We start from the raw sequence: 19,111 nt of genomic DNA, 5'->3' as shown, positions 1-19,111 counted from the left end.
CAGCGCTTTGCAACAAAGGGCTGAAGGCATTTCTCATTCTTATCATGCCGCCATTCATCTACCTTGCCTCCCAGAGCCCCCGCCGCCGCCAGCTGCTGGAGCAGCTGGGTGTGGCCCATGAGCTTTTGCTGCCCAACGCTGAGGGCGACATTGCCGAAGATGCCGAGGCCATAGAGGCCGAACTGGCCGATGAGGCAGCGCGCGACTATGTGCAGCGCGTCACCGCGCTCAAGCTCGATGCCGCCATGGCCCGCCATGCGCGCCGCGCCCTGGCTGTGGCGCCCGTGCTGTGCTCGGACACCACGGTGGCGCTGGATGGCCGCATTCTTGGCAAGCCTGCCGATGCCGACGATGCCCGCCGCATGCTGACCGCGCTTGCGGGCCGCGAGCACGAGGTGCTGACCGCCGTCGCCATACAGCACGGCACGCGGCGCCTGGCTGCGCTGTCGGTGTCCCAGGTCTGCTTCTCGGCCGTGAGCGCGCAGCAGATCGACGCGTATGTGGCCTCGGGCGAGCCCATGGGCAAGGCCGGCGCCTATGGCATACAGGGCCGCGCGGCGGCCCATGTGCAGTGGCTGCACGGCAGCTACTCGGGCATCATGGGCCTGCCGCTGTTCGAGACGGCGGCGCTGCTGCGCGAGCTGGGCTGGGCACTGTAGGCCGGCTCCCCGACCTGGGCCCGCAGGGGCGTGCAGGCATGCGCAGACCGCCGATGGCAGCGGATGGCTCGGCAAGATAGTGGCAAGCGGCCACCGGCGCAATGATTGCCGGGCCGCCATGGCCGAGAAATACAAACGACAAAGCACACCACAGGCACAGCATGCAGCAAGACATTCTGATCAATTGGTCGCCACAGGAAACGCGCGTGGCCATCATCGAGAACGGCGCCGTCCAGGAGCTGCACATGGAGCGCCCGCTGGAGCGCGGCCTGGTTGGCAACGTCTATCTGGGCAAGGTCTCGCGCGTGCTGCCGGGCATGCAGTCGGCCTTCATCGACATCGGCCTGGAGCGGGCAGCCTTCCTGCATGTGGCCGATGTCTGGCAGCGGCAGGAAGGGGGCGAGGCCCCCATGTTCGCGCGCAAGGACATGCCTGTCGTGCCCATCGAAAAGCAGGTTTTCGAAGGCCAGACCATCATGGTGCAGGTCATCAAGGACCCGATCGGCACCAAGGGTGCGCGCCTGTCCACGCAGATCAGCATTGCGGGGCGATTGCTGGTGCTGCTGCCCCAGGATGACCATATCGGCATCTCGCAGAAAATCCCGCAGGGCGAGCGCGACGCGCTGCGCGCCCGCCTGCAGGGCCTGGTGGGCACCAAGGAAACCGGCGGGGGCGGCGGCTTCATCCTGCGCACCAATGGCGAGGACTCCAGCGACGCCGAGCTGGCCGACGACATCCGCTACCTGCGCAAGACCTGGAGCCGCATCAAGGACGCCTCGGTGCGCCTGCCGCCCATGTCGCTGCTGCACCAGGACCTGAACCTGCTGCAGCGCGTGCTGCGCGATCTGGTGGGCGAGGGCACGCAGAGCATCCGCATCGACTCCAAGGAGCAGTTCGCCCTGCTCATGACCTTCGGCCAGGAATACATGCCGGCGGCCGTTCCCAAGCTGCAGCACTACCGCGGCGAGCGGCCTATCTTCGACCTGTTCGCCATCGACGAGGAAATCGCCCGTGCGCTGGGTCGCCGCGTGGACCTCAAGTCCGGCGGCTACCTGATCGTGGACCAGACCGAGGCGCTGACCACGGTGGACGTCAATACCGGCGGCTACGTGGGGGCGCGCAACTTCGACGACACCATCTTCAAGACCAACCTGGAAGCGGCCCAGCAGATCGCGCGCCAGCTGCGCCTGCGCAACCTGGGCGGCATCATCATCGTGGACTTCATCGACATGGTGCGCGACGACCACCAGGCCGAGGTGCTGTCCGAATTCAAGCGCCAGCTCGGGCGCGACCGCGTCAAGACCATGGCGGGCGGTTTCTCGCAGTTGGGCCTGGTGGAGATGACGCGCAAGCGCACGCGCGAATCGCTGGCCCACATGCTGTGTGAATCCTGCCCGGTCTGCCAGGGCAAGGGCCATGTGAAGACCGTGCGCAGCGTCTGCTACGAGGTGCTGCGCGAAATCCTGCGCGAGGCGCGCCAGTTCAACCCGCGCGAGTTCCGCATCGTGGCCTCGCCCAAGGTGGTGGAGATGTTCCTGGACGAGGAAAGCCAGCACCTGGCAGGCCTGTCCGACTTCATCAAGAAGCCCATCTCCCTGCAGGCCGAGACAGCCATGGCACAGGAGCAATACGACATCGTGCTGCTGTGAATCGGTATTTATCCTGCTAATTCATTATCAATAGCAGTCCATCTATTGGCGAATGAATGAGTTCAATTGAACTCATTCATTCTTTTCTATGGATTGTTGATTCCCGATAATTAACTTTGTCTCGGCTTTTTTGATACTGTTTGTTGCAATCAGTGCCTCAGCAACTGAAAGGGCGACGAATGGGAATAGACTCCACCATTGTGCGTGCAGCCATACACCCGGGAATTGGTGTGGCGCGTATTGGCAATAGTCCGGATGAGTACTATGTCGGCCCCGAGCTGATGCATGTGCCGCCCATGGCGCCGGGCAGCCTGCGTGATGCGCAGGGCGCGCTCAAGCGGCAGGCTGCGCGCTTTCGCATCTACGGCTACAACGCTGCAGGCGAGGTGGTGCGTGAACTCACGGCCGACCAGGACCAGATCGAATGGGAAGTCGAGCTGGCCAATACCAAGGCCGCCTGGTATCAATTCCAATTGGCGCTGGACGTGCCTGAAGCTGCAACGGCCGATCCCACGATTTTGCGCAATGCCACGGTGAAGGACCGGAAAAGCCTGGCCATTCGACCGGGAGCCCGCCGAATTGCCAAAGGCTCGGCCCCGGTGGCATTCGACAGCGGCAGTTTCTGCGGCAAGCCGGTTTATCTGGGCGAATTGCGCATTGAAAAGACGGGCCAGCTTCTCGTGCTGGGAGGCCGTGGCGTCTCTGCCTCCGTGGATGGCTCCAAGGCCACCACGTTTGCGAACAACGAGGGCTGGCATGACGATGTGGCCGACGGCCCCGTGCGCGCCAAGGTCGTCGTGGCCGGTGTTTCCGTGCCGGTGGATGCGGCATGGGTCACGGTTGCGCCGCCCAACTACGGCCCGCAGATGAAGTCGGTGCGCACCATGAAGGACCTGATGGAGGATGTGTACATCCACTCGGGCATGGCCGCCTTCCCGCTGCACGTCTCCTTCAGCCGGCACATCCTACCCATACTCCAGCGCCAGAGCAGCCTGCAGTGGGCGAACAAGGGCTTTGCATCCCAGTTCGGCTGGGGCGGGGCGGCCAATGCGGATGACGAGGTGTGGATCGCCAGGCTCAACAGCCCGGGCACGACCTGGGCCGAGCTGCGCCAGCAGGTGGCGAATGCCTTCCGGCGCTTTGACCGTGATGGCGCATCTCCCCAGCCCTGGCCCTGGCTGTATGGCGACGCCATGGCCGTGCCGCCCGTCGACACACCGCGCCAGCATGCGGCGCTGACGGCCACGCAGCTGAGGATGCTGGACCTGTGGGCCGCAGGCCACTTTCTCTCCGATTGGACGCCCGGCCAGAAGTACCCGGCTCAGCTGTCCGATGTGCCGCTGCAGGAGCAGCCCACCATGCTCGACTATGCCGCCATGGACGACTGCCTGGCCGATGCCTTTCACCCGGGTTGCGAGATCACCTGGCCCATGCGCCACGCCAGCATGTACCGGGCGCCGTTCCGCATCCGCGAGGCGGCAGTGAACCCGCCCGAGCTGCAGCTCTACGGCTCCCGGCTCACGCCTGCGGTGGCCTTGTCCGAGAGCGGGCCGCTGTATGCGCAGGTGGCCGGCGACCTCACGCGCTGGATGGCGGTCCCCTGGCAGACCGACACCGCCAGCTGCCGCAGCGGCTATTACGCCGGCTATGGCCCACGCTACGACCCCTACCTGCCCACGTTCTGGCCGGCCCGCGTGCCCAACCAGGTGCTGACGCAGGAGGCCTATGAAAGGGTCATCAACTCGGAGCTGCCGCGCGAGCAGCGCGTTGCCGCCTTCAACCGGCGCGAGTCGTGGTTCCGCACACTGGGTGAGGAAGGCTATGAGAGCGAGATCAACCGCATGATCAGCCACTTCGGTGACATGGGCGTCATCGAGAGTCGGCCCGGCGTGCGGGGCGACAAGGACTTCCCGCCGGTGATGCAGGTGGAAAACCGCATCGCCCCGGCGCCGTCGCACATGCTCAAGACTGCGCAGCAACCGGACGGGCAGGAGGCGCCTCCCCGCATCGAGCCCTTCGATGCAGACAACGAGCAGCAGTTGCGCGCCATGACGCAGCGCGGCCCGGTGCTGCCGCGCTGAGTGCCGGCCATGCCGTCGCACGCCATGGCCGCCGCGCCGCTGCCGAATGAACTGGATGTGCTCGTCGTGGGCGCAGGGCCGGCGGGCGCGGCCGTTGCCGCGCAACTGGCAGGGCACTGCCGCGTGGCGCTGGTAGGACGCGCCGTGCAGGCTGGGCGGGCCATTGGCGAAACCCTGCCCGCTGCGGCCCGGGTGATTCTGTCCGACCTGGGCGTGTGGGATGCGTTCGCGGCACAGGGCCACCGTCCTGCCTGGTCGCGGCGATCATTGTGGGGAAGCTCCGAGATCATCTTTCAGGACGCGCTGTTCGACCCGCATGGCGCGGGCTGGCACCTGGACCGAAAGCGCTTCGACGCCATGCTGCTGGAGGCTGCGCGCAGCCGTGGCGTGCCCTGCCTGGTGCCTGCCACGCTGCGCAGCCTGCAGCGCCAGCCGCCGGGCGCGCCCATGCGCTGGCGCTGCCTGATCGATAGGGTGCAGGGCGACACGGCGCACGACCCGTTGGAGCTGTCCTGCCGCATCGTGGTCGATGCCACGGGCCGCGCGGCCCGCGTGGCCCGGCAGGCGGGCGCCCAGGTCCACCGTGATGGCCGCCTGGCCTGCTTTCACGCCTGGGTGGAGCCGCCATCGCATGAGCATGCAGGCACCACCATGATCGAGTCGGATGCCGAAGGCTGGTGGTACAGCGCCGACCTGCCCGATGGCAGTTGCGTGATTGCCTGGCAGACCGACATCGATCTGCCTGAAGCCCGGCGCCTGCGCAGCACGGCCGATCTGTTGGAAATGGCGCATCACACGGCCCTGGTGGGCGCGCGCAGCAGGGGCAGCCGGGTGCTGGAGCCGCTGCGCGTGGCCGCCGCCCGCGAACAATGGCTTGATGCAGCCAGCGGGCCGGACTGGCTGGCCGTGGGCGATGCAGGCCTGTCCTTCGATCCCCTGGCATCGCAGGGCCTGCTCAACAGCCTGGTCACGGGCAGCGAGGCCGCCACGGCCGTGCGCCGCAGCCTGGCGGGCGATACCGATGCGCTGCCGTCCTGGAGTGCGTGGATCGGCACGATACGCGCCGCGTACCGCACCCATCACCAGCACTACTACGCGCTGGAGCAGCGCTGGGCGGCCGAGCCGTTCTGGACCCGCCGCCAGCAGGTGCCGGAGGCAGGGATCGGAGCCGACGTTACTGCCGCTCCAACTTCGCCGTCTGCACGATCGCATTCCAGCGCTGGTACTCGGCCCGCGTGAATTCGCGGAAGGCCTTGGAGTCCAGCAGGCGCACTTCGCCGCCCAGTGCCGTCACCTTGGACTTGAAGTCGGCATGGCCCGCCACCTTGAGCGTGGCCTCTTCCAGGCGCTTGACGATGGCGGCCGGCGTGCCCTTGGGTGCCAGCACGCCGTTCCAGGTGCCGGTCACGAAGGTGGGGTAGCCGCTTTCCTTCATGGTCGGCACATCGGGCAGGGCGGGCAGGCGCTGCTCGGAGGTCACGGCCAGGGCCTTGAGCTTGCCCGACTGCACGAAGGGCAGGGCGGGCGTTACGTTCTCGAAGATGAAATCGATCTGGCCGCCCAGCAGGTCGGTCAGGGCTGGCGCGCTGCCCTTGTAGGGCACATGCACCATGTCCAGCTGGGTGGCGCTCTTGAACAGCTCGCCCGACAGGTGGACCGTGGAGCCGCTGCCCGGCGAGCCATAGCTCATGCCGGTCTTTTGCGCGGCGGCGCGTGCCACCAGGTCCTTCACCGTCCTGGCGGGCGTGCGCGTCTCGTTGACGACCAGCACATTGGGAATGGTGGTCACCAGGGCCACGTACTCGAAATCGCCCAGGTTCTTCTCGCTGAGGTTCTTGTACAGGCTCTGGTTGATGGCCTGGGTGCCGGCCGTGCCGAACAGCAGTGTGTAGCCATCATTGGCCGCCGAAGCCACGCGGCTGGCGCCGATGGAGCCGTTGGCGCCGGAGATGTTTTCCACGATCACGGGCTGGCCCAGCGATTCGGACAGGCCCTGCGCCACCATGCGCGCCAGTACATCGGTATTGCCGCCAGGGGCGAAGGGCACGACCAGCTTGACGGGCCGGGTGGGATAGGCATCCGCCCAGGCCTGGGGCAGGGGCAGCAGCGTGGCGCCGAGCAGCGCGGCAGCGCGCAGGAATTGCTTGCGTGAAAGGGTGCGGGGCATGGGGGATGTCTCCTTGTCGGTGTTTTTGGTGGCGCAGCGGCTGGGGCCGGCGGCGGATTTTTCAGGCGGGCCAATGCTGGGTGGTGGCTGTCTTGACGTCAATCAATGTTTTGGCAGGACGTCATGCGGCGGGCGAATGACCTGTTCGGCCTTGCTCGGAAAATGAGAATGGATTGCACCGGCGTGCGCCCGTCATGGCTCCTGCAACCACGGCGCAAGCCTCCTGGACCCGCCCATGAACAAGGTCCGTACCCTCTCCTGCATCCGCCCCCGACGCTGCCAACTGCCCGCATCCATGCGGCTTTGCGGCTCCTGCCCGCACCTGCACGATGTGCCCCATGACGTGGGCTGGCGCATGCCGGGGCGCCGGGGTGGAGCGGTAATTGCCGCTGTCCATGCCGATGCCGATACAGCTCAGAAATCCGCCTTCAGGCTCACCGTCAGATTGCGCGGCTCGCCCCACCAGCCCTGGTTGTAGAAGCCGATCTGGCTGTAGTACTGGCGGTCCAGCACGTTGTTGAGCTGCACGCTGGCCGACCAGGTGGGATCGATGCGGTAGTGGGCCGAGAGGTTGACCACCAGGTAGCTGCCCTGGCCGACCTGCACGCTCTGGCGCAGCGGGTTGGTCACGTTCTGCCAGATGCGGCTTTGCCAGCGCAGGTTGCCGCCCAGGCTCAGGCCTTGCAGCGCACCCTCGAAGCTGCGCATGGCCGTGAGCTTGACCAGGCTGCGCGGGTGCGTGGTGTTGAAGGCGGCGCCGCTGGCGCTGCGTGCCGTGTAGTGCGTGTAACTGGCGCCCAGGCGCCAGCCCCTGGCCGGCTCGCCGCTGAGTTCCAGATCGATGCCGCGCACCTGGGCGCCCTTGACGCCGCGATAGGCCTTCTGGTCCGTGGTGCCGTCGATGAATTCGCCCGTGTCCTGCGCCAGGTTGTCCTGGCGGGTCTGGAACAGCGCGGCAGAACCCTGCAGCCGGTCCTGCAGCCAGGAGCCCTTGAGGCCCAGCTCGAAGGCCTGGCCGGTGACGGGGTCCAGGATGCTGCCTTGCTTGTCGCGGTAGTTCTGGGGCGTGAAGATTTCCGTGTAGCTCAGGTAGGCCGTGTGCCGGGCATCGATGTCCCACAGCAGGCCGGCGTAGGGCGTGATTTCGTTGCTGTAGCGGTAGTCGCGCAGGCTGCCGAAGTAGTTCTGGCGCGTGGACCAGCGGCTCAGGCGGGCGCCGGCCACGGCCGTCCAGCCATCGGCCAGCGAGAAACGCCCCACGGCATAGCCGCCGCTTTGGCGCATGCGGCTGTCGTCGCCGCCGTTGGAGACGTCGGACCAGCCCGGCTCGGCCAGGCTGCCGTTGCGCCAGTCGAGGAAGTTGTCCGTGGCAGGCGGCGTGCCCAGCGGTGCATAGCGGCGGATGTCGATGTCGTCGCGCACATGGTTCCAGCCCACGGCAATCTCGTGCTGGCGCCCGAACAGCGCGACCGGGCCGCTGGCCGTGAGGTGCAGGCTGTCGCGCGAGCGGTCGCCCCGGTACTTGATGAAGGAGTTGGCCATGCCCAGGCCGGTGCTGGCGTCCGGCGCGCCGCCCCGGTAGACGTAGCGCATGTCGTAGTTGCCTTCGTTGCGGCTGTAGGCGGCGCGCAGCAGCCAGCGGTTGTCCAGGCGGTGCGTCAGGTCCAGCGTGGCCGTGGTGTTCTCGGTGCCGAAATGCGACCAGCGCGTGTTGTTGGATACCGAGCGGTCGAAGTCCGTGCGGCTGCCGTCCGCATAGAACAGCGGAAAGCCGGCGCCCATGCCGGGACTGGTGTTCTTCTGGTATTCGAGGCTGGTCACGAGCCGCGTGGCGGGCGTCAGGGCCGCGCTGACCACGGCATACAGGCCCTGCCTGCGCTGGCCGAAGTGGCTGACGTAGCTGTCGCTATCCGATTGCACGGCCACGACACGGCCATGCACGCGGCCTTCGCGGTCCAGCGGCAGGGACAGATCGGCCTCGGCGCGGCGCAGGTTCCAGCGGCCCAGCGTCAGTGAGGCATGGCCGCCCGCCGTCTCGCGCGGCTGCTTGCGCACGAAGTTCACCGTGGCCGACGGATCGCCCGAGCCATTGAGCAGGCCCGTGGCGCCGCGCACGATTTCCACGCGGTCGTAGAAGGCCGTGTCCATGTCGGTGGCGCCGAAGTTCCACAGGCTGTTGATGGGCGAGGCCAGCCCGTCGAACTGGAAGTTGCTGACGCCAAAGCCGCGCGACGAGAACTGATAGCGGTTGCTGTCGCTGCGGCTCACCGACAGGCCGGGCGCGGAGGCCTCCAGCGTCTGCGAGACGGTGAGCTGGCCTGCATCGTCCATGAGCTGGCGCGTGATCACGCTGACCGACTGCGGAGTTTCACGCGCCGACAGTTGCAGGCCCGTGGCCGTGCCTGTGGCGCCGCTGGTGTAGCGCGCCGTGCCTTCGGTGGTGCTCGCATCGGCGGCGGCGCGCACGGTGACGGTGCCCAGTTCGGTGTCGCTGTTCCTGGCAGGGGGCCTGTCCTCGTCGGCGGCCCAGACTGCTGGCGCAGGGGCGGCACAAAGGGCACAGATCAGCAGGGACAGCGGGGTCCGCGCGCCTTGGGGGTGTCGCGGGGTGGGGTTTTGAATACGAATGCTCATCATTTCCATGGTCCTGGGCGTGAGCCAGGATTGTGGGAAATGTGCGCCGCCGCCGCCTGTTCCAGGCGACGCCAGTCCTATGGTTTGCGACGCAGGCTGCCTTGGCTGGGTGCGTGGCCGAAGCGCTGGCGAAAGGCCGTGGCGAAATTGCTGGCGTGCTGAAAGCCCGCGCAGTCGGCCGCTTCCTGCACGCTCCAGCCCTGTGCCAGCCGTTCGCGCGCCAATTGCATGCGGCGCTCGCGCAGCCAGCCGAACACGGTCTGGCCGTAGGCCGCCTGGAATTTCTCGCGCAGCGTGGTCGGGCTCATGCAGGCCAGGCGCGCCAGGTCGTCCAGGCTGTGCGCCTGGCCCGGCGCTGCATCCATGCACTCGCGCACGCGCTCCAGGCCGCGCCTGTCCCGGGGATGGATGCGCGGCGAGGGCGCAGGCCGCGGCTGCGCATGTGCCTGCAGCGCGCAGGCCAGCACCTGCAGCCCAATGCCTTCGCGGTGCAGCCGGGCCAGGCTGCCGCTCCAGACACCATCGAGCAGCTGGCGCAGCGACACCGCCAGATGCTCGGGCAGCGACCAGGCATGCAGCGGCGGGCCGGACTGCCGCAGGGCATGGTGCAGCAGCTCGGCCAGTTGGGCATCGGCGCAGGCCTCGGGTGCCTCGATGGACAGGTTGAAGCCGCGCACCGTCTGGCCTGCCGCATGGGTGGCCTTGAGCACCTCGGTGTCGCCGCAGGAGAATGCCGCTGCGGCATGGCGCGTCACGCTCAGGGCCTTGCGGGCGGCGGGCAGCTGCAGTTCGGCCTGGCCGTCCAGCAGGACCACGGCGGTGAAGCGCCGCGGGTGCTCGGACGTGGATTCATAGCCATGGTTGATGCGGATGTCGGAGCTGACCAGCTGCAGGCCCGAAGGCAGTTGGTGCTCCTGTACTTGGCCCTCGAAGATGCAATCGTTTTCGGAGACGGTGGAGAGAAAGCGCACGCTGAAACCGTGGCGCTGGCGCATGGCGTCGAGCTGCGCCGTGGTATAGCGCTGGGAAGGGGCGGGCATGGGCGGAGGCGGAAAGGCGGTGGCGGGAAGCGCTCGCTGCAGTGAACGCTTCTCATTATCGCTGCAGGCTTGCTTCGGCCAGGTGCCGTCCAGCCCGCAGATGCGCAGGCTCAGGGCAGGGCGCAGACAAAGCTGGCCGCATCCTCCACATTGCCCGTGCCGGCGGCTGCGCCCTCGAACCTGTACCTGGCAATCTTCGGATACGGGCACAGCGGGCGCGTGCGCTGCGGAAAGTCCGCGCTGGACGGCAGGGCCCTGGCGGCGATGGTGTCCGGGGCGACGCCTTTCTCCACCCAGTCGACCATGGCCTGTATGGAGTCGAAGCTGTCCGTGGCCGGGCCGCCCGAGCAATGGTTCATGCCCGGCACGAGGAAGGTGCGCGCAAAGTCCTGCGTGGCCTGCATGCCGCCGTTGTTGGCGGCCAGGCGCTCGTAGTAGTCCAGCGTGTCCAGCGCCGAGAAGATGGGGTCGGACATGCCGTGGATGAAGAGCATCTTGCCGCCGTGCTGCCGGAAGGCCGTGAGCCGGTCGTCCCGGTAGGTGTCATAGATGGCCGAGTAGGCCTGCATGCGCGCCGGGTCGGTGTCGAAATTGAAGGCCAGCGGGTTGAAGCCCAGGTCTGGCGGCGTGAGGAATTCGTTGACCAGCGCATCCACGATCAGCGTGATGTAGCGCGAATCCGGCGTGGCGGTGGTGGAGCTGCCCAGTGTCCAGGTGCGCCAGCCCGGCGCTGCCAGGCCCGGATCCCACGGCTGGCCCGCATACAGGGCCTGGCCTGCCGAGTTGCGCGGCCCGGCAAACACGTTTCTGAGCGCGTTCACCTGTCCGCTGCTCAGGCAGCTGCTGGTCTTGGCGCCGCCGCACTGCAGCACGCCGGGGTTGAAATGGCAGGCCTTGACGTGGTTCACCATGCCATCGGCCACGCCGTCGGCCGCATCGCAGGAGGCGGTCACGGCCTTGGCCACCAGGTTCAGGTCCTCGTTGCTGAAGGCCCGGGAGAGGATGCGCCGGCCACTGCTGTCGGCCGGCGCGATGGCGTCGAACTCGATGGTGTTCCACATCGCGGCCACCGTGGCGCCGCTCGACACCCGCATGGCAGGGGCACCGGCCGTGATGGCGTCGAAGTAGTCGGGAAAGCGCTGCGAGAACACCATGCCCTGGCGTCCTCCGCCCGAGCAGCCTGAAAAATAGGAGTGCTCAGGCTTGCGCCCGTAGCGCGTGGAGATCAGCGATTTGGCCGCCACGGCGGTCTTGTCGTAGGCGTTGTAGGCGTGGTCCAGCCGGGCCTGAGGGTCGGCACCGAAGCTGGCCGTCGTGCCGGTGTGGCCCGCGTCGGTGGAGACCACCGCAAAGCCCTGGCCCAGCGGCGAAGGCGTTGCGCCAGAGATGCTGGAGCTCAGCGAGGTGTCGCGCAGGATGCCGTCGTTGCCACCGCCGCCGATGAAGAGAAACCGGCCGTTCCATTGGTCCGGCAGGCTGAGCTGGAACCCGATGGCGTAGTTCTTTCCGTCCACGCCCACGCGCGGGTTGATGGCACCGGTGACTACGCAGTGCCCGGGCAGCAGCGCGCCGGTGCTGGCGCCGCCCGGCCTGCGGGTGTCGGGCGGCACATAGCTGGTGGACAGCCGGGTTGCCGCAAGGCCTGCCCTGTCAGGCAGGTCGGCGCAGGCGGCCGCCGGCGTTTCCGCATCGGCCAAAGTGGGGCTGCTGCCACCGCCGCAGCCCGCCATGAGAAGGGATGCGGCAAAGGCGGCCGTGGATGGAAAAACGCGCCGCAAGACGCGTGGGGCGTGGTCGGTTCGCATGGCTTGTGTCTCCTGTCGCCCGAGCGTAAGACCAGGGACGGAAGGGCCATGTCATCTCAGAGGATGACGGGACAACCCGGCGTGGGCGCTGCCCCGCGCCCGGCTTCAGAGTTTGCGCAGCCGCTCCAACGCCGCGCGCAGCGTGCTGTCTTGCTTGGCAAAGCAAAAGCGCACCACGCGCTGGTCGAAGCCGTCGCCATAGAAGGCCGACAGCGGGATGGCCGCCACGCCATGCTCCCGGACCAGCCACTGGCAGAACGCGGCTTCGTCCAGGTCCGACACGGCCGAGATGTCGGCGCAGACGAAGTAGGTCCCCGCCGTGGGCAGCAGGCGCAGGCGCGAGCCTTCCAGGCCCTGGCAGAACAGGTCGCGCTTGGCCTGGTAGAAGGCGGGCAGCTGCAGGTAGGGCGCAGGGTCGGCCATGTAGCTGGCCAGGCCCGCCTGCATGGGCGTGTTGACGGTGAAGACGTTGAACTGGTGGACCTTGCGGAACTCGGCCGTAAGCGCGGCCGGCGCGGCGACGGTGCCCACCTTCCAGCCCGTGACATGGTAGGTCTTGCCGAAGCTGGAGACGATGAAGGCGCGCGCCGCCAGGCCGGCAAAGCGCGCGGCGCTCTGGTGCTGGCGGCCGTCGTAGACCATGTGCTCGTAGACCTCGTCGCTGATCAGCAGCACGTCGGTGGGCGCCAGCAGCTCCTGCAATTGCAGCATCTCGGCATCGCTCCAGATGGTGGCGCTGGGGTTGTGCGGGCTGTTGATGATCAGCAGCCGTGTGCGCGGCGTGATGGCGGCGGCAATTTTGGCGAAGTCGGGCTTGAAGCTGCCCGGCGTCAGCGGCACGCGCACGGGCACGCCGCCGGCCAGCTCGATATTGGGCACGTAGCTGTCGTAGCAGGGGTCGAGCACGATGACCTCATCGCCCGCATGCACGGTGGCCAGGATGGCGGTGAGGATGGCCTGCGTGGCGCCGGCCGTGACCGTGATCTCGGTGCCCGCGTCGTAGCGGCGGCCGTACAGTGCCTCCATCTTGTCGGCCATGGCCTGGCGCAGCTGCGGCAGGCCGGGCATGGGCGGGTACTGGTTGTGGCCGGCCTGCATGGCGGCCGTGACGGCATCGACCAGCCTGGGGTCGCAGCCGAAGTCGGGGAAGCCCTGGCCCAGGTTCACCGCCTGGTGTTCGGCGGCCAGCGCCGACATGGTGGTGAAGATGGTCGTGCCCACATGGGGCAGGCGGCTGGGGAAGGCGGGCGTGCGGGGCGTGGCAGAGGTCATGGCGGAGGCAGCGGAAAACGGGAACGGGCCCGCGCTGCGGGCCCGGTGGGGCGGAGGATCAGAGTTCGTAGTCGTGCACGTGGCCGCTCATGGCGCGCATGATCAGGTCGCGCGTCAGGCGGTCGCTGAGCAGTTCGGCGAAGCGGTAGACGAAGTTGCGCAGATAGGCGCCGCGCTTGATGGCCACGCGCGCCACGCTCTGGCCGAACAGATGGCCCATGGGGCGCACCACGAGGTCGTTGACCGGATCGTCGCGCATGGCCATCTCGGCCACGATGCCGATGCCCAGGCCCAGGCGCACATAGGTCTTGATCACGTCGGAGTCAATGGCCTCCAGCACGATGCGCGGACGCAGCCGGCGCGTGGCGAAGGCCTGGTCGATCTTGCCGCGCCCGGTGAACGAGGGGTGGTAGGTGATCAGCGACTCATGGGCGATGTCGTCCAGCGTGATGCGCTCCTTCTGCGCCAGCGGATGGCCCGTGGGCATGACCAGCACGTGCTGCCATTCGTAGCAGGGCAGGGTGACGAGATCGGGGTAGTCGGCCAGGGACTCGGTGGCCATGCCGATGTCGGCGATCTCGTCGATGACCATGCGCGCCACTTCGGCCGGCGTGGCCTGGTGCAGGCTGATGGTGACCTTGGGATACAGGTCGCGCAGCCGTGCCACGGCGGGCGGCAGCACGTAGCGGGCCTGGGTGTGGGTGGTGGCAATCGACAGCGTGCCGCTGTCCTGGGCGCTGTACTGCTCGCCGATGCGCTTGAGGTTGCCGATCTCGCGCATGATGAGTTCGATGCTCTTGAGCACCTCCAGGCCGGGTTCGGTGATGCGCTTGAGGCGCTTGCCGTGGCGCGCGAAGATGTCGATGCCCAGCTCCTCCTCCAGCTCGATGATGGCCTTGGAGACGCCGGGCTGCGAGGTGTGCAGGGCCTTGGCCGCCTCGGTGAGGTTGAGGTTGCGGCGCGCCGCTTCTTGGACGAATCGGAATTGGTGCAGGTTCATGGCGGTGACAGCTGGGTGCAGCGCGCCATTATGCTGCATTTATATAAAGAAGCGATTCGTTATTTCAGCTTCCTGACCTGCCGGAAGGCTCCATGGCCGCCAACGCCAGCTCTGCCAACAGGGCCGTGACACGTGGATGCTCGCCCACGGCCGGCTCCAGTTCCACGGTCACCTGTGGGTGGGTGTCGCGGATCTCCTGCACCAGCTTGGGGATGTCCTCGCGCGCATGCTTGCCCGTGCCCAGGAACAGGGGCAGCACGGTGATGTGCGTCGCGCCCGCCTCGATCAGCCCGCGCGCGGCGGTGGGCAGGTCGGGCGCACAGGCTTCCAGGTAGGCGCATGCAGCCAGGCCGTGGGGCCGCGTTTGCCGGACGGCGCCGAGCACGGCCTCGATGGGCTGGCGCCACAGGGCGTCGCGGGAGCCGTGGGCCAGCAGGATCAGGCCGGCAATGCCGGCCGCTGTTGTGTCGTTTTGCATGGCAACGGATCTAGCGGCGCAGCACCAGCCAGGTGAACGCGGTCAAGGAAAGAAGGCTGTAGAGCAGGCCCGGCGCTGCAGCGGTCAGCCAGGGCGACCAGGTCTGCAGCGTGCCGATGTAGCCGAACACGTTGTTCAACAGGAAGAAGCTGATGCCGGCCATGACGCCGCCGAACACATAGGCCGCGATGCCGCCCGAGCGGAAATGCAGATAGGCAAAGGGCAGGGCCAGCACCACCATCACCAGGCAGCTCATGGGGTAGAAGACCTTGCGCCAGAACTCGATCTCGTACTTCTGCGCGGCCTGGCCGTTGGCCTCCAGGTGGCGCACGTACTGAAACAGCGAAATGGTGGACATGCGGTCGGGCTTGAGCAGCGCGGCCGTGACCATTTCGGCGCTGATGCCGGTCTTCCAGACCAGGCTGTCCTCCTTCTCGCGCAGCAGCACCATGCCTCCGTCGGCCTTGGCCTTCAGGCGGCTGGCCTCAACGCCCTGGAGCGTCCAGGATTCGCCATCCTCGCTGACCTGCGCCGCCTGCGCATGGATCTGGGCCGAGATGCGGCCCTGGCCGTCAAAGTCGAAGATGCGCACATTGGAGAAATCGCCGGGCCCGCGGATGGCGCGCACGTTGATGGCGATGGAGTGATCGCCCTGGCGTTCCTTGAGCCAGGCACCCGTGGCGCCGCGCGACAGCTGGGCCAGGTGGATGGCGCGGATGTTCTGGCCCGCGTTCTCGGCCGCCGGCGCCAGGTAGTCGCCCGTGCCGAAGGTGGCCAGCACAAAACCCAGGCCCAGCACCATCAGCGTGCGCAGCGCCAGCCAGGGGCCCATGCCGCTGGTGCGCATGATGGTGAATTCCGAGCTCTGGGCAAAGCGCGCCATCACGTAGATGGTGCCGATCAGCACGGTGATGGGCATCAGCTCGTACAAGTGGCTAGGGATGCGCAGCACCACGAAGAGCAGGGCGTGCGTGATCTGGTAGCCGTTGTCGCCGCCGCGCCCGACCCAGCGCAGCTCATCGACCAGATCGAAGAAGAAGAACAGAGCCAGGAAGGCCAGCGTCACATAGCTGACGGCCGCGATGATGTCGCGGTACAGCAGGTTTCTCAGAACTCTCATCAGGGCACCGCCTTTGCGTCGTCCAGGGCAGCCGGCTTGCAGGGCCTGCGCCACAGGTCGCGCGGCGACCAGCGCTTGTGCCGCACCAGCAGCACCAGCAGTGCCAGCAGCAATGTTCCACCGTGCAGCAGGGCCGTCATGGCGGGCATGCTCAGCTTGCCCGAGGCCACCCAGTTCTCGCCCAGCGTCATCAGGTTGTAGTACACGATGAAGGCGAACAGCGCGAGCATGAGGCTGCCGCTGCCACCAGCGCGTGGGTTCACGCTGGCCACGGCCAGGCCCAGGATCACGAAGTTCAGCGCCGCCAGCGGCAGGCCTATGCGCCAGCCCAACTCGGCGCGGTAGATGGGTTCGGTGCGCGGCAGCAGCTCATGCGTGTAGGTGCTGCGAGCGGCCATTTCCTCGGCAGCGGCCAGATTGTTGCCGCCGCCGAGCTGCGTGCCGTATTCCTTGAACTCGCTGATCTTCACCGAGCCGTCGCTGGTCTGCGTTTCCATGCGCTGGCCGTCGGTCAGCACGGCCATGCGTTCGCCCTTGACCACTTCCAGCCGCGCCCCGCGCGCCGAGGTCACGGACTCGCGCCCGCGCTCATTGGCCACGATGAACACATTGTTGGCAGCGGTGGCGCTGGGCACGTCCTTGTCGATGAAGAACACGCGCGAGCCGCCGGCAGACTCCTGGAACTCGCCGGGAGCGATGCGGTCGATGTCGCTGCGTTGCTCGAACTGGGTCTTGATCTGCTCGATCTGCTGATTGGCCCAGGGCAGGATGCCCAGGCCCAGCACGGCGATCACGGCCAGCACCGGCCAGGCAAAGCGCAGCAGCGGGCGCAGCAGGCTGGCCAGCCCCTGGCCTGCGGCGAACCAGATCACCATCTCGCTGTCGCGGTACATGCGCGACAGCGAGCCGACCACGGCCACGAAAAGCCCCAGGCCCAAAATCGTGGGCAACTGGCCAAGCACCGTATAGCCCATGACCAGCAGAACGTCGGAAGGGCTGACATTGCCCTTGTAAGCCTGGCCCAGCGTGCGGATCAGCATCATGGTCATGACGACCGTGATCAGCACCACGACCGTGGCACCGAAGCTGCGGGCCAGCTCTTTGCGTATGGATGAATCGAATAACATTGGCTGAAAGGAAAACGCCGATTATGAACTTTGAACTGAAGCCGTTGACGACTGCCGCAGCAGTACGTGAAAAGTGTGACCTGTTGTTGGTGCTGGTGACCGAAGCCACGGTCACGGGCAGCGACGCGCTGTCCACTCTGGTCGCACACGCGGTCAAGGCCGGAGATTTCGAAACGGCAGCCGGCAAACAGCTGGCACTGTACGGCCTGCCAGCCGTTGCCGCACGCCGCGTCGTGCTGCTGGGTGCGGGCAACGGCTCGGCACGGGAAGTGCGCCAGGCCGTGGCCGGCGCAGGTGCCGCGCTCAAGGCGACCGGTGTTGGCAAGGCCTTGCTGTGCTTTGGCTTCGATGCGGCAGGTCCTGCCGTTGCTGCCGCCGTTCTGGCGGCGGCCGATGCCTGCTACAGCTATACCCACACCAAGCCGCAGGCCAAGCCCGTGGCGCTCAAGAAGCTGGTGATTGCCGCAGCCGTCAAGGCGGGCGACAAGAATGGCGTTGCCGACGCTTTCAAGACCGCCGTGGCCCAGGCCGAAGGCATGACCCTGGCACGCGAATGGGCCAATCGCCCCGCCAACCACGCCACGCCCACCTTGCTGGCTGACGCGGCCCGCGCCCTGGCCAAGCTGCCCGGCATCAGCTGCAAGATCCACGGTCCCGCTGAAGTCTCCAAGCTCGGCATGGGCGCTTTCATGGCCGTGGCCCAAGGATCGGAGCAGCCGCTGCGCTTCATCGAACTGCACTACAACGGCGGCGCCAAGGGTGCCGCGCCCGTGGTGCTGGTCGGCAAGGGCATCACTTTCGATACCGGCGGCATCTCGCTCAAGCCTGCTGCTGAAATGGACGAGATGAAGTTCGACATGGGCGGCGCTGCCAGCGTGCTGGGCGTGTTCCATGCGCTGGCCCGGCTGCAGCCGGGCGTCAATGTCGTAGGCCTCATTCCGGCGTCCGAGAACATGCCCGGCGGCGCTGCCGTCAAGCCGGGCGACGTGGTCACCAGCATGAGCGGCCAGACCATAGAAATCCTCAACACCGATGCCGAAGGCCGTCTCGTGCTCTGCGATGCGCTGACCTACGCCGCCCGCTTCAAGCCCCGCGCCATGGTGGACATCGCCACGCTGACCGGCGCCTGCGTCATCGCCCTGGGCGGGCTGCGCAGCGGCATGTTCTCGCCCAGCGACGAACTGGCCCGCGCGCTGGAGCAGGCCGGCGATGCAGCACTTGACCCCTGCTGGCGCATGCCGCTGGACGAGGAGTACGGCGAAGGCCTCAAGAGCAATTTCGCCGACATGGGCAATGTGGCTGGCCGCGCGGGTGGCGCAGTCACGGCAGCCAAGTTCCTGCAGCGCTTTGTGGGCGACATTCCCTGGGCGCACCTGGACATCGCCGGAACGGCCTGGAAGAGCGGCGCCGCCAAGGGCGGTACAGGCCGCCCCGTGGGCCTGCTGCTGCACTATCTGCTGGCCGGCATCGATGCTGGCAAGGCGCAGGCCAAGGCTGCTGCACCCCATAAAGCTGCTGCACCCAAGAAGCCGGTGCCACCCAAGGCAGGATCTGCCAGCCGCCGCAAGGCTGCAGTTGCAGCTCAGCCGGAGCAGGCATGAGCGCATCGTCCCCGTCGGCCCGGGCCTGTTTGAAGGGAGCATCGCTTGACTGAAGTGGCGTTCCATTTCAACGCGCCCGACAAGCTGGCCTATGTCTGCCGCCTGGCGCGCAAGGCGCTCAGGCACCGCACGCAACTGGTGGTGCTGGGGTCGCCGCCGCTGCTCAAGGCCTTGTCGCCCAGGCTGTGGAGTGTCTCGCCCACCGACTTCCTGGCCCATGCGGGCGAAGGCGATGGGGCAGACATCATGGCCTTCTCGCCCATCGTTCTGCTGGAGCGGCTGGACGGCGCGCCGCACCACGACATGCTGGTCAACCTGGGCGGCGAAGTGCCCGAAGGGTTCGAGCGCTTTGCGCGTGTCGTCGAAGTGGTTTCCGCCACCGACGAGGAAGACCGCCACCTGGCCCGGCAGCGCTGGAAGCACTATGCGGCCCAGGGTATTTCCATCAAGCGCCATGACCTGGTCCTCAAGGAGTAAG

General features: G+C 67.3%; 15 protein-coding genes. 6 read left to right on the top strand and 9 right to left on the bottom strand.

What is annotated here, in order from left to right; translation table 11 throughout:
* The first annotated feature begins 44 nt into the window (after window positions 1-44).
* From KDK82_RS11130 to KDK82_RS11115, 4 genes are all read left to right on the top strand, one after another.
* Window positions 45-659: a nucleoside triphosphate pyrophosphatase gene (locus tag KDK82_RS11130; RefSeq protein WP_088164897.1), complete on the top strand. Its 615-nt coding sequence runs from the start codon at window positions 45-47 to the stop codon at window positions 657-659.
* Between the two features lie 161 nt (window positions 660-820).
* Window positions 821-2,308, top strand: a complete 1,488-nt coding sequence (rng, locus tag KDK82_RS11125; RefSeq protein WP_013802635.1) for a ribonuclease G — start codon at window positions 821-823, stop codon at window positions 2,306-2,308.
* Window positions 2,309-2,487: 179 nt separating this feature from the next.
* Window positions 2,488-4,389, top strand: coding sequence for a LodA/GoxA family CTQ-dependent oxidase (locus KDK82_RS11120; RefSeq protein ID WP_088164896.1), 1,902 nt, complete (start codon window positions 2,488-2,490; stop codon window positions 4,387-4,389).
* Window positions 4,390-4,398: 9 nt separating this feature from the next.
* Entirely contained in the window at window positions 4,399-5,628 is a 1,230-nt protein-coding gene (locus tag KDK82_RS11115) for an FAD-dependent monooxygenase (protein WP_088165495.1), read from the top strand.
* Here the strand turns inward: KDK82_RS11115 and KDK82_RS11110 are convergent.
* From KDK82_RS11110 to lptF, 9 genes are all read right to left on the bottom strand, one after another.
* Window positions 5,564-6,556, bottom strand: coding sequence for a tripartite tricarboxylate transporter substrate binding protein (locus tag KDK82_RS11110; protein ID WP_088164895.1), 993 nt, complete (start codon window positions 6,554-6,556; stop codon window positions 5,564-5,566). The two genes, KDK82_RS11115 and KDK82_RS11110, sit on opposite strands and share 65 nt — an antisense overlap.
* Before the next feature lie 414 nt (window positions 6,557-6,970).
* Entirely contained in the window at window positions 6,971-9,190 is a 2,220-nt protein-coding gene (locus KDK82_RS11105) for a TonB-dependent siderophore receptor (RefSeq protein WP_256974452.1), read from the bottom strand.
* 77 nt (window positions 9,191-9,267) lie between these two features.
* Complete coding sequence (locus KDK82_RS11100) at window positions 9,268-10,230, bottom strand: helix-turn-helix transcriptional regulator (protein ID WP_088164894.1); 963 nt, start codon at window positions 10,228-10,230, stop codon at window positions 9,268-9,270.
* Between the two features lie 110 nt (window positions 10,231-10,340).
* Entirely contained in the window at window positions 10,341-12,035 is a 1,695-nt protein-coding gene (locus KDK82_RS11095) for a tannase/feruloyl esterase family alpha/beta hydrolase (RefSeq protein ID WP_088164893.1), read from the bottom strand.
* A gap of 105 nt (window positions 12,036-12,140) precedes the next feature.
* A complete protein-coding gene (locus tag KDK82_RS11090; RefSeq protein WP_034393073.1) occupies window positions 12,141-13,307 on the bottom strand; it encodes a pyridoxal phosphate-dependent aminotransferase in 1,167 nt (388 codons plus the stop codon).
* A gap of 58 nt (window positions 13,308-13,365) precedes the next feature.
* Window positions 13,366-14,307 carry a CysB family HTH-type transcriptional regulator gene (locus tag KDK82_RS11085; protein ID WP_034398475.1) on the bottom strand — a complete coding sequence of 314 codons (942 nt, stop codon included), beginning with the start codon at window positions 14,305-14,307 and terminating at the stop codon, window positions 13,366-13,368.
* A 64-nt stretch (window positions 14,308-14,371) separates the two neighbouring features.
* Entirely contained in the window at window positions 14,372-14,785 is a 414-nt protein-coding gene (locus KDK82_RS11080) for a sirohydrochlorin chelatase (RefSeq protein WP_088164892.1), read from the bottom strand.
* Between the two features lie 10 nt (window positions 14,786-14,795).
* A complete protein-coding gene (lptG, locus tag KDK82_RS11075) occupies window positions 14,796-15,905 on the bottom strand; it encodes an LPS export ABC transporter permease LptG (protein WP_088164891.1) in 1,110 nt (369 codons plus the stop codon).
* The gene (lptF, locus tag KDK82_RS11070; protein ID WP_034393085.1) at window positions 15,905-17,032 is read right to left on the bottom strand and encodes an LPS export ABC transporter permease LptF; all 1,128 of its coding nucleotides are present in this window, start codon (window positions 17,030-17,032) and stop codon (window positions 15,905-15,907) included. Before lptF ends, lptG begins: the two co-directional genes overlap by 1 nt.
* Before the next feature lie 23 nt (window positions 17,033-17,055).
* Here lptF and KDK82_RS11065 point away from each other — a divergent pair, with 23 nt between their 5' ends.
* Window positions 17,056-18,633 (top strand): leucyl aminopeptidase, encoded by a 1,578-nt coding sequence (locus tag KDK82_RS11065; RefSeq protein WP_088164890.1) that lies wholly within the window; start codon window positions 17,056-17,058, stop codon window positions 18,631-18,633.
* Between the two features lie 45 nt (window positions 18,634-18,678).
* A complete protein-coding gene (locus tag KDK82_RS11060; protein ID WP_012205376.1) occupies window positions 18,679-19,110 on the top strand; it encodes a DNA polymerase III subunit chi in 432 nt (143 codons plus the stop codon).
* Window position 19,111: the final 1 nt, after the last annotated feature.

The organism is Delftia sp. K82 (genome assembly GCF_002193035.1).
GTDB classification, from domain to species: Bacteria; Pseudomonadota; Gammaproteobacteria; order Burkholderiales; family Burkholderiaceae_C; genus Comamonas; species Comamonas acidovorans.
The sequence above is the reverse complement of the archived record's forward strand: the minus strand, read 5'-3'. Positions and strand labels throughout refer to the sequence as shown.

Bases quoted from the DNA above. Each gene is read 5' to 3' on its own strand.
- KDK82_RS11130 (WP_088164897.1), top strand. From the start codon at position 45: ATGCCGCCATTCATCTACCTTGCCTCCCAGAGCCCCCGCCGCCGCCAG.
- rng (WP_013802635.1), top strand. From the start codon at position 821: ATGCAGCAAGACATTCTGATCAATTGGTCGCCACAGGAAACGCGCGTG.
- KDK82_RS11120 (WP_088164896.1), top strand. From the start codon at position 2,488: ATGGGAATAGACTCCACCATTGTGCGTGCAGCCATACACCCGGGAATT.
- KDK82_RS11115 (WP_088165495.1), top strand. From the start codon at position 4,399: ATGCCGTCGCACGCCATGGCCGCCGCGCCGCTGCCGAATGAACTGGAT.
- KDK82_RS11110 (WP_088164895.1), bottom strand. From the start codon at position 6,556: ATGCCCCGCACCCTTTCACGCAAGCAATTCCTGCGCGCTGCCGCGCTG.
- KDK82_RS11105 (WP_256974452.1), bottom strand. From the start codon at position 9,190: ATGAGCATTCGTATTCAAAACCCCACCCCGCGACACCCCCAAGGCGCG.
- KDK82_RS11100 (WP_088164894.1), bottom strand. From the start codon at position 10,230: ATGCCCGCCCCTTCCCAGCGCTATACCACGGCGCAGCTCGACGCCATG.
- KDK82_RS11095 (WP_088164893.1), bottom strand. From the start codon at position 12,035: ATGCGAACCGACCACGCCCCACGCGTCTTGCGGCGCGTTTTTCCATCC.
- KDK82_RS11090 (WP_034393073.1), bottom strand. From the start codon at position 13,307: ATGACCTCTGCCACGCCCCGCACGCCCGCCTTCCCCAGCCGCCTGCCC.
- KDK82_RS11085 (WP_034398475.1), bottom strand. From the start codon at position 14,307: ATGAACCTGCACCAATTCCGATTCGTCCAAGAAGCGGCGCGCCGCAAC.
- KDK82_RS11080 (WP_088164892.1), bottom strand. From the start codon at position 14,785: ATGCAAAACGACACAACAGCGGCCGGCATTGCCGGCCTGATCCTGCTG.
- lptG (WP_088164891.1), bottom strand. From the start codon at position 15,905: ATGAGAGTTCTGAGAAACCTGCTGTACCGCGACATCATCGCGGCCGTC.
- lptF (WP_034393085.1), bottom strand. From the start codon at position 17,032: ATGTTATTCGATTCATCCATACGCAAAGAGCTGGCCCGCAGCTTCGGT.
- KDK82_RS11065 (WP_088164890.1), top strand. From the start codon at position 17,056: ATGAACTTTGAACTGAAGCCGTTGACGACTGCCGCAGCAGTACGTGAA.